Consider the following 9,559-nt stretch of genomic DNA (forward strand, 5'->3'; position numbering starts at 1 on the left):
TATTGGATAGGCTAAAAACTTTGACAAGAGAAAGGTTTGAGGCAATTATTTGACATTTAAAGTTTGAAACTATTTGTGACATCTTTAAAGTGAATTGGTATTAGGTAAAAAGTTCTATATTTTAGGGAATATGGAACAGTTTAACAGAGAGGATCAATGTTATTATGTAATATCATGTCCGTTTAATTAGTTATAAAAAACTTTCTTCTCTTCTTCCTTCTTCTTCCCTACTGACTCCTTCATCCTTATTCATAAGTATTCAACTGGAGATCATATAATTTAGTAATTCAGCTAAATTTAGAATTGAAAATAAGTATGAAACGGCGTAATTTTATTGGATATACTTTACTTTTGATTACCAGTTGTTCTGGGACGACAAATAATACCATTTCTGAAAAAGAATGCTATATCCGATGGGGTGGGGAAGTGTGGTCCGTGTGGTCTGTGTGGGGGTAGGGACGTTGCATAGCAAAAATGCGTTTCATGTCGCGCAGCAAAACGTCCGTACAAAATAAGAATAATAAACATTAACTAGGCTATTATTAGCAAAAAAGTGATTTATCTTGTGTTAATTACTTAATAATTGAAGTGCTACTTAAGTATAGCAATACTTTTGGGAATTGGTATAATACTACTAACTCACAAATAGCAAATCAACCAGAAATACTAATATTTGCCGTAAGGGATGTTGTTGAATAAAAAAAATGGGAACCTGATAGGGAAAAGTTTAATAGGGAGGATAAAATAATAAAAATAACTGTGCTTCATAAATTTCGCTCAACCCTATAGATAAATCAAAAAATTATCAAACAGGATTGGGTCGAAAACCCCGCCTTGATTGGCGAAATGTTTTTGGAGGATTGTTCAAAATCCCCGTGACAAAAAACTTATAACTTCTGACTTATGACTTATAACTTATGACTTGATTAAGATTTTTTTTTCTGTGAAAAATACACATTTTTTGAGAGAAAATAGAAATAAAAATATCAGACATTTCAGGGTGCTAAATTTTCGGAGTTGGTCATTTCAATTATCAGTTATCAGTTGAGAGAAAATAGAGATAAAAATATCAGACATTTCAGGGTGCTAAATTTTCGGAGTTGGTCATTTCAGTTATCAGTTATCAGTTGTAAATAAGTAGGTATATTTAGTTAAACTTGAAAATAAATGTAGGAGCTGGTTTAGCCGAAAAGCTAGACATAAGGCAGATTTTTTCCTCAAAATATTCCCCTACTCTGAACTATTTCTTATAGTTGCTGAAAATCAAATAGCTAATAAAAATACAAGTTTTTATGCAATCTGAAGAAAAAGACTATTGCCAAGATATAGAAGTTAATTATTCTCTAATAAATAAGATGCGACAGCCAAATAAAAATAATATTTTGAAACGGCTAAGTAAATTTAAGAGCAATAAGATAAGTAATGTATTAAAGCGTTTGAGTATTGCTCAAAAATTTGGTTATAGTTATGCCATAGCTATTGGTGTTGCAGTAATTGGAATTACTATAGGCTTAATAATTTCAGAATATGCTGAAAAGCAGGCGCTAAAAACATTAAATATTGCAGACAAACAAAGTAAAATTCTGAATGATTTGGAAAAATCTGTATTGGGGATGAGTTCCCATCCTCAAAATTTAGTTCCAGCATTGACTAAACATATTTGGTTTGATTTTGAGAAAGCAAAATTTTTAGGATATGTTAGTAGAGTGAGAAAAAATTTAGAATATCTTGCTGTTTTTATAGATGCTCATCCTAATGATTTAGCTATAGAAATTAGGGAATATCAAGAACTATTAAAATCTTATACAACAGTCACAAACGATTATGTAGATAGGATTGAATCTCTATGGAAAAAAATTGACCCACCTAATTTAAAACCAGAGGAAGTGCCTCAAGCGCAAAAGGCAATAATTGTTTCATTAACTGACAAAGGAGCTACTCAAATAGATCTAAAATTCGAGCGTTTATCGGGAAAATTAACCTCTATTCTGAAACTAGCAGAGAGTCAATATTTGCAAGCTAATTCTAGTTTTGATACAGTAATTAAATTCAAAAGAAGAATTCTTCTTATTAGTATTTTTATTTCTCTAGGAACTGCAACATTTTTAGCAATTTACATCAGTAGTGTAATTGCTAATCCTTTAAAACAAGTGACTGAAGTTGCTCAAAGAGTTACTAAAGAATCTAATTTCCACCTACAAGCTACTGTGAATACAGAAGATGAAGTTGGATTATTAGCTGTTTCTTTAAATCAACTTATTTTGTGGGTGGGAGAATATACTCATCAGCTAGAAATATCTCAAAAAACTTTAGAAAAGCGCGTGGAAGAACGGACTATTGAACTTACTAAAGCACTACAGCAACTTCAAGAAACTCAATCCCAACTTATTCAGACAGAAAAAATGTCTAGTTTAGGGAAAATGGTTGCTGGAGTTGCCCATGAAATTAATAATCCAATTAACTTTATTTCTGGCAATACTAAGTATGCCAAAGAATATGCCGAAACTTTATTAGAGTTAGTAGATTTATATCAGCAGCATTATCCTCAACCAAAGCCAGAAATTGAAGATTATCTAGAAGAAATTGACTTAGATTTTTTAACTGAAGATTTGTGGAAAATTTTATCTTCTATGAGAAATGGTGCAGAAAGGATTCGACAAATTGTTCAGTCTTTAAGAAATTTTTCTCACCTGGATGAGGCGGATGTTAAATCTATTAATCTCAATGAAGGTATTGAAAATACTCTGGTAATTTTAAATTATAAACTTCACTCAATCAAATTAATTAAAAACTATGGAGATTTATCTTTAGTTGAGTGTTATCCAGCTAATATGAATCAAGTATTTATGGATATACTTGCCAATGCTCTTGATGCCATTAATGAACCAGAATTTCAATTGCAACCAAGTCAAATAGATTTTGTTCCTACTTTAAAAATTCAAACACAAAAAATAGATATAGATCGAGTTAGAGTGAGTTTTTGGAATAATGGTCCGGTAATACCAGCAAATATTTTAGACAAATTATTTGACCCATTTTTTACGACAAAACCTGTTGGTCAAGGTACCGGTTTAGGATTAACAAATTGCTACCAGATTCTTAAACAGCATGGTGGAAAAATTGAAGTAATTTCTAACTCTGACCATGGAACAGAATTTACTATTACTTTGCCCACCAAAATGCCTCATTAAATAATTAATAATTAATAATTAATAATTAATAATTAATAATTACTAAAAAATTGTGGTCTAAAGCCTCCCCTTTTAAGCTATCCCTGATAAGGAACTCCTGAAAACCTTGTGGGGAGGGTGGGGAGGGTGGGGAGTCTGGGGACGTTGCATAACAAAAATGCGTTTTCCGTTCCGGAATGCTCCGCAAACATGTCGCGCAGCGTTTCGGCTGTCGCCGACTTGAATTGCGGAGCTTTGCGTCAGCAAAACGTCCGTACAATATAAGAATAATAAACATTAACTAGGCTATTATTAGCAAAAAAGTAATTTCCCCTGTGTTAATTACTTAATAACTGAAGATTGAAACCTACATTCCGAATGATTATAAAAATTGTCACAACCAATGCAGGGGTTGCTATAGTTATTTATTACTAATTATGCCAAGAGGATATTATTGTTAATCATAAATCCGCCTTTTTACTGAAGCTTAACCAAAATTTATTCAAAATTTAACTAACAGATGTTAGATTTATTTTTACTGGAGTAATATCAGGGAAACAAAAAAGCTCGCGGTTAATAGGTAATGGTGATAAGTATTCTGACAAAAACTAGAGTTATTTTTTATTAAGTAGAAAAATGTTACCAACTAAATGTAAAATTTCTAAATTTAGACAAGTTTCAATTAATAGAACTTGTAATCATACATTTTCTGTCGCGATTAAAAAACCAAAGTATAGATATAACTATGATGCTTTTGTTTCTAGTACGTCTCACCCTAAGTTAGTTTCCTTATTTCAAGTTGAAAAACTTTAGGTTACCAAGTTCATACACAATCCAAAAAAAGTCTATATATTAAATCAATAAATTTGAAAACATTAGACATCCCTAAAGATTAATTTTTTCAGAGGTCTATCTGCCTGACATTTAACGGTATAAATTTTTAGGTGGATAGAATATGATAATTTTGTGATGAGTGTAGAATTATTTCTTTTATAGCACTCACCATTACTGTTAGGAAATTCTCAAATTCTCAAATATAGTCACAGCAAGAATTGAACTTTTAACTTTTGACTTCTACTATATTTTCCACTCAACACAAATACCTCATCTCTAATTCTATTTCCATTCATCCCAAGTATTATTAAAAATAGAAGTTTCAGGAAAAGCTGTGGGATTGCCATTTTCCTGCAAACGACCCTGTAATATTTCTAATTCCCATTCTTTAGAAGGCATATCATCAATTAATTCATAAGGAAAAATACCCCTTTCTAAAGCAAAATCAATTGTTGTACCAGCAGCAGCTCCAGCAGACCATTCAAAAGAATGAACTCGATAAGCAGCAGCAGCAATATAACTTGTCGCGATACTCTTTCCAGCTACTAACAAATTATCAATTTTTTGGGGAATCATTGCTCGTAAAGGAATTTGAAAAGGATAGGCAGAACCCTGACCTCGCCTAATACCTGCTCTTTCAGTATTACCTGGTGCTTCTGCTGGACTTTTTGTCATACAAGGATGAAAATCTATGGCATAATGACCTATCCCTACACTATCAGGAAAAACAGTTGCTCTTGCTCTTTGAGGCATTTCTTTCATTGAATTAATTTGTGCATCTGGGGGTACAAAAGCAGCCACACTTCCCCACAAATAATGCAACATATCTGGGGGTAAATTTTGTAGATAAAAATTATCCCGAAAATTCTTTTTAGCAATATCAACCTCTCCCACAGTAAAACCTCTTGGGTGAGTTTTCCCGACACGACCAATAATGCGTCGTCCCTCTCGCATATAAGGATATTTTGACAACCCGTGAGCTGTTCCCATTGGCGCGTCAAACCCAGTCAATAAACGATGATTTGGATATTTTTGCTTTACCCCTTCCCCTAATTGGGAGTCAGTGGTACCCTCAACCAACCAATAAAAATAACCGAGAGCATTTTCTTCACCTCGACGGAGGGTTTCGGCACGCAAACCACCCATCCAACCTCCTGGTTGCAGTTGACCTGTAGCTTGTAGTTGTCCGCGAGTGTAAATCAAATTATCGTCCCGGTTTCCAGGTCGGTAGTCATTACCCCAAGTCCAATTTTGCATGGAAATATCGCCGGGATAAATAGTTCGTTTTTTGTAGTCGGGGGGTTGGGGTGCATCTGGTTTCATCGACCAAATTTGCCGATAGCTGAAAACTAGGTTGAAATTAGCTAATCTGGATAATTCATAACTATAGTAGGGAGCGTACCGAGAATAAAATGGCGGTTTCACATGAATTTGAGGTGTTTCGGTCGCCTCCATTGCGAAGGTGTAGGTAAAACCTTGAGTACAATAGGGGTCTCTAGTGTCAACGGGAGATGAGGGGTCAACATAAGTTTGGGGGTCGATACCGAGACGGTAGGGAACATCTGCTAGAGCAATAATTTCTCCAGTTTCGGTGGCTTCCACAACATACCAGTCTGCACCACCAGTTTTTTCTGGGGATGGTTGGGGTACAAACTGAATTATGGTTTTGTCAAGTCGCGCTGAGTTTTCGTAGCGGTAAGCATCTTCAATAATTTGAGATAGGGGTTCGGTATTGAGGGGTGGCGTATTTGCTGCTGGTTGATGTTGGATAGCGATCGCTCTATTAATTTGATTATTAGAAATGTCTAATTCTTTGACAACAGTATTGGGAAACCAATTTAATGTACCTCCACCTTTTTTGGCAGCATCCTCTAACATCTGAAATAGGATACCGTGACCATCGTAAGGCATAAAACAGGAGACACTTACCCAACAAGTGCCAGGATTTAATCTCCCGTATTTTTCCTCAATGCGTTCCCGTAATTCTAGATAACCACGGGGATAAAAAAGGAGACTGCGTTGAGTTCCACGTTCGTCGAGAGCGGAGGTGCCTTGGGAGGAAATTTGACCGCCCACCCAGTCGGTGATTTCGGTGATACAAACGGTGCGTCCTGCTAATAGTGATTCGTAGGCAGTTGCTGCTCCTGACAAACCGCCACCGATGACTAAAATTTCGCAGGTTTCTTCTTGATCTGGGGTACGGGGTGGCGCTGCTAAGGTGGGGGCGATCGTAGGAGTTAGGGAGAATAAGCTGAGAATTAGACTAATTATTGGTTTGTTTTTTTTGAGCATAATTTTAGATGAACTTTTAATAATCAAATACTCAAATTTTAGATTAATTTGAACAAACTTGATTTCGAGTCGAATATATTTTGATGGCCAATTGAATAATTAGTTCATAGTTGACAAATTTTAAGCCTAACTCAATACAATTAGTTTTAGTGTAAGCCTTAATTACGGACGATTTTGTGATTTATTTTAGATATAGAATACATTATTAACCATAATGTAAGAACGTTGTATGCAACGTCCCTACAGGTTAAAAACTAATAGCTTATGGAAGTTCAATTCCTCACCTAACCAGGAAAAGCATCCCTACTATGTTCTTCCCATAGATACCCACAAATTTGGCAGCGAAAAGCAATATGTTTATCCCAAGTGCGTTGAATTTGAGGTTGCATTGTGCCATCATGTCTTTTATGGAAATGAATATGATCGTGTGGATGTTGATTAATCAAAGTTCTGATGATTCTTCTTTCAGATGGCAAGTCAGCATCGTTGGTTTTACATCGGGGACAAGATTTAGAGAAAACTCTTTTTGTACCTTGCCATAAATCCTCCAAAAATCCCATAATAAAAAACTCCTTGATTTTAATAATTTAATTTTGTGAGTGGTGTAGGGTGCGTTGCAACGCACCCTAGAAATGTAGATGCTGTTTAGTGAAAATTAACGGGATCTAGGTCGCGTTAACCACACACCTAATGCTCCAACAGCTACTACTGGTGCTGCAAATGCTGCAACTGTGGCGACTACTGGAGCGATCGCTACAGAAGTTGCGGCACCTGCTGCTGTTGCTGCAGTAGTAATACCGATACCCCCAGTTGTGGTAGCTATACCAGTCGCTGTTGCTCCGGTAGCGGCGACTAATTTAGTAGCAACTAATGCACCACTTGCGGTAGTAACTAAAGCGTTATTATTGCTCATAAAAGCAGTCCTCTTTTTGTAAATACAATTGATGAAGCCAAATAAAACATCTTTATTGCCTCACAATTAATACTCTACAAGGCGAATTAATAATAGAAATTATTTCTGACTAATGGTCATTATTAATAACAATGGTAAAATTATGACTATTATAAAAAAACGTTGCGAGGTAAATTCGATGAATCAAGCTGCAAGTAATCCTAAGTGTCTTCAAGATTTAGTTAATTATAACTTTTATGCTGAAGCTCAAGCTACTTGGAATGTTAATAATTTAATTCTTGAGGTGGAAAAAATTAGAAATCAATACTTACCAATGGGAGAAGGCTTAAGTAAATTTCACAAGCAGTATTTATTAATGGTATTAGTAGGAAAACAACTTCCAGATATGGTGCCTGAACTGGAAGATATTTCATCAGTTGATTCTCTCAGAACTAAACTAAGTAATGACAAAAAGAAAAAAGGGATTCATTTTTGCTTAGAAAAACTTCTGAAACAGGAAATTGGTAATCCTCAAAATATCATTTTTCATCTGTTTAATTCTAAATATAGAAAACAGCCTCAACCTCCTAATTTTGAAAAAGAAAGAAATTTATTAATTAGAATCCCTGATGATGTGTCAGCAAAACAATTGTTAGAAATTGAGAGCAAAGTGAGGGCGATAACAGGATGTCCTTATATTAGGGTTGTGGAAATTAAGATGGGTAGTATAATTTTGCATTTAAAAGGTTCTCAATCTGCTTGTGAGCAAGTAGAATCTTTGCATCAACAAGGTTTACTTGCAGATAGATTAGGTGTTCCTATTATAGATGTAGAAATCATACCAAGTCGGGTGAATTTAATTCAATGGTTTGATAATATTTTAACTACTGGATGGCAAGCAGCAAATGAATTATTAAGTCCTTCACGATTAGTATTTAGAAGTAGGGACGAAATTCAAGGTACAAAACTTATTGATTTACGATCAGATTTGTCGAGTCATTCTGTAGTTTTACTGGTAAATTTACTACCAGAAAATGATGATTCTTTTAGAGTGGAAATAACTTTACGGGTTTATCCGACTGGGGATGATGTTTATCTTCCTCCTAATTTTAAACTAATTGTTTTAAGTGAAAATGAAGTTTTTCAAGAAATTACAGCTAGAAGTGAAGATAGGATTATTCAATGTCAATTTTCAGGAGAAGTAGGGGAAGAATTTACAGTACAATTAGTGTTAGGTGAAGCTGTAATTACAGAGGATTTTGTTATTTAGTTTAGATATAAAATATATTAATTAACCATAACGTAGGTTGGGTTGAGGTACGAAACCCAACTACAAGGATTTACCCAGAAACCGGGTTTATAGAGGAAACTTTGTAATTTTAATCATCAGGATAATAAACCCGGTTTCTTGTTTGTTAAATAATTTAACGTTGGGTTTCGCTGTCGCTCTACCCAACCTACAATAATATAATCAAGACTTAGGAAAAACCAACATATCTAGTAGGGGCGATTCGCGAATCGCCCCTACACGGGATTCGCTCCTACAAATGGTGTATGATTTCATTTTTTGGTAAGTCTTGATAATTTTAAAATCAATTTAATTGCCTATCAAACTGATAAATTTAGGAGCAGTTATGGGAAAGTTAGTTACTCTTAATATTGATGGTGAATTTCCACAGGGTTTTTCGGTACGGTGTGAAATTTGCCAGGATATAAACTCAATAAAAAATGAACCTAATTTAGCACTTGCTAGCAAGTCAGCACATTTACCTCCACATTCGGAAATCTTAGATCAGTATCGTCATTGGCAAAGTTTATATACAAATTTAGATGTCTTTTTTTCTAATCGTTTAAAACCTAAAGCTAGTTTTACTAATGTTTCTGATAACGATAGAAATGGAGCTTTTAAAGCTTGTAAAAAGGCAGCTAATTTATTATCAGAAACTTTTAATGCTTGGTTGCGTTCCTCTGATTTTCAACCGATAGAAATTTTGCTCCGGAATAATTTAGATAAGTCGGAAAGTACGAGAATTTTATTGGCAACTGAAAATTATGCTTTGCGACGTTTGCCTTGGCATGAATGGGATTTATTGAAGGATTTTCCGAAGGCTGAAATTTCCATCGCTTCTCCTAATTTTCAGCGAGTTAATACGATAAAAAATTTAGACAAAAAAGATAAGATAAAAATTTTAGTTATTTTGGGAGATAATGCGGGGACTGATGCTGATGAAAAGGTGATTCGACAATTAATTCCTGATGCAGAAATTTGTTGGTTAATAGAACCTGAACGCTCCGAATTAGATGAACCTTTGTGGCAAGAATCTTGGGATATTTTGTTTTTTGCTGGTCATGGCAAAACTAAAGATAATGG

Annotated in this window: 6 protein-coding genes and 1 pseudogene; 4 read left to right on the forward strand and 3 right to left on the reverse strand. The window is 34.6% G+C overall.

Translation table 11 applies throughout. The annotated features are described in order from the left end of the window. The first annotated feature begins 315 nt into the window (after positions 1-315). Both F6K22_RS20065 and F6K22_RS20070 read left to right on the forward strand, forming a co-directional pair. Entirely contained in the window at positions 316-456 is a 141-nt protein-coding gene (locus F6K22_RS20065) for a hypothetical protein (RefSeq protein WP_293101696.1), read from the forward strand. 836 nt (positions 457-1,292) lie between these two features. Then, a complete protein-coding gene (locus F6K22_RS20070) occupies positions 1,293-3,191 on the forward strand; it encodes a sensor histidine kinase (protein WP_293101699.1) in 1,899 nt (632 codons plus the stop codon). A gap of 1,095 nt (positions 3,192-4,286) precedes the next feature. On the opposite strand, the gene F6K22_RS20075 is transcribed toward F6K22_RS20070, so the two are convergent. The 3 genes from F6K22_RS20075 to F6K22_RS20085 all read right to left on the reverse strand — a co-directional run bounded on the left by F6K22_RS20075 (position 4,287) and on the right by F6K22_RS20085 (position 7,209). Next, positions 4,287-6,296 (reverse strand): FAD-dependent oxidoreductase, encoded by a 2,010-nt coding sequence (locus F6K22_RS20075; protein ID WP_293101702.1) that lies wholly within the window; start codon positions 6,294-6,296, stop codon positions 4,287-4,289. Positions 6,297-6,580: 284 nt separating this feature from the next. Beyond that, on the reverse strand, positions 6,581-6,856 hold the full coding sequence (locus F6K22_RS20080) for a hypothetical protein (RefSeq protein ID WP_293101704.1): 276 nt from the start codon (positions 6,854-6,856) through the stop codon (positions 6,581-6,583). A gap of 95 nt (positions 6,857-6,951) precedes the next feature. Then, the gene (locus tag F6K22_RS20085) at positions 6,952-7,209 is read right to left on the reverse strand and encodes a hypothetical protein (protein WP_293101707.1); all 258 of its coding nucleotides are present in this window, start codon (positions 7,207-7,209) and stop codon (positions 6,952-6,954) included. Between the two features lie 142 nt (positions 7,210-7,351). Between F6K22_RS20085 and F6K22_RS20090 the strand changes: the two genes are divergently transcribed. Further along, entirely contained in the window at positions 7,352-8,458 is a 1,107-nt protein-coding gene (locus tag F6K22_RS20090; RefSeq protein WP_293101710.1) for a DUF1822 family protein, read from the forward strand. A 331-nt stretch (positions 8,459-8,789) separates the two neighbouring features. Then, positions 8,790-9,559, forward strand: a pseudogene (locus tag F6K22_RS20095) (hypothetical protein); the annotation flags it as partial.

The sequence above is a fragment of the Okeania sp. SIO2F4 genome, assembly GCF_010672385.1.
GTDB lineage: Bacteria > Cyanobacteriota > Cyanobacteriia > Cyanobacteriales > Microcoleaceae > Trichodesmium.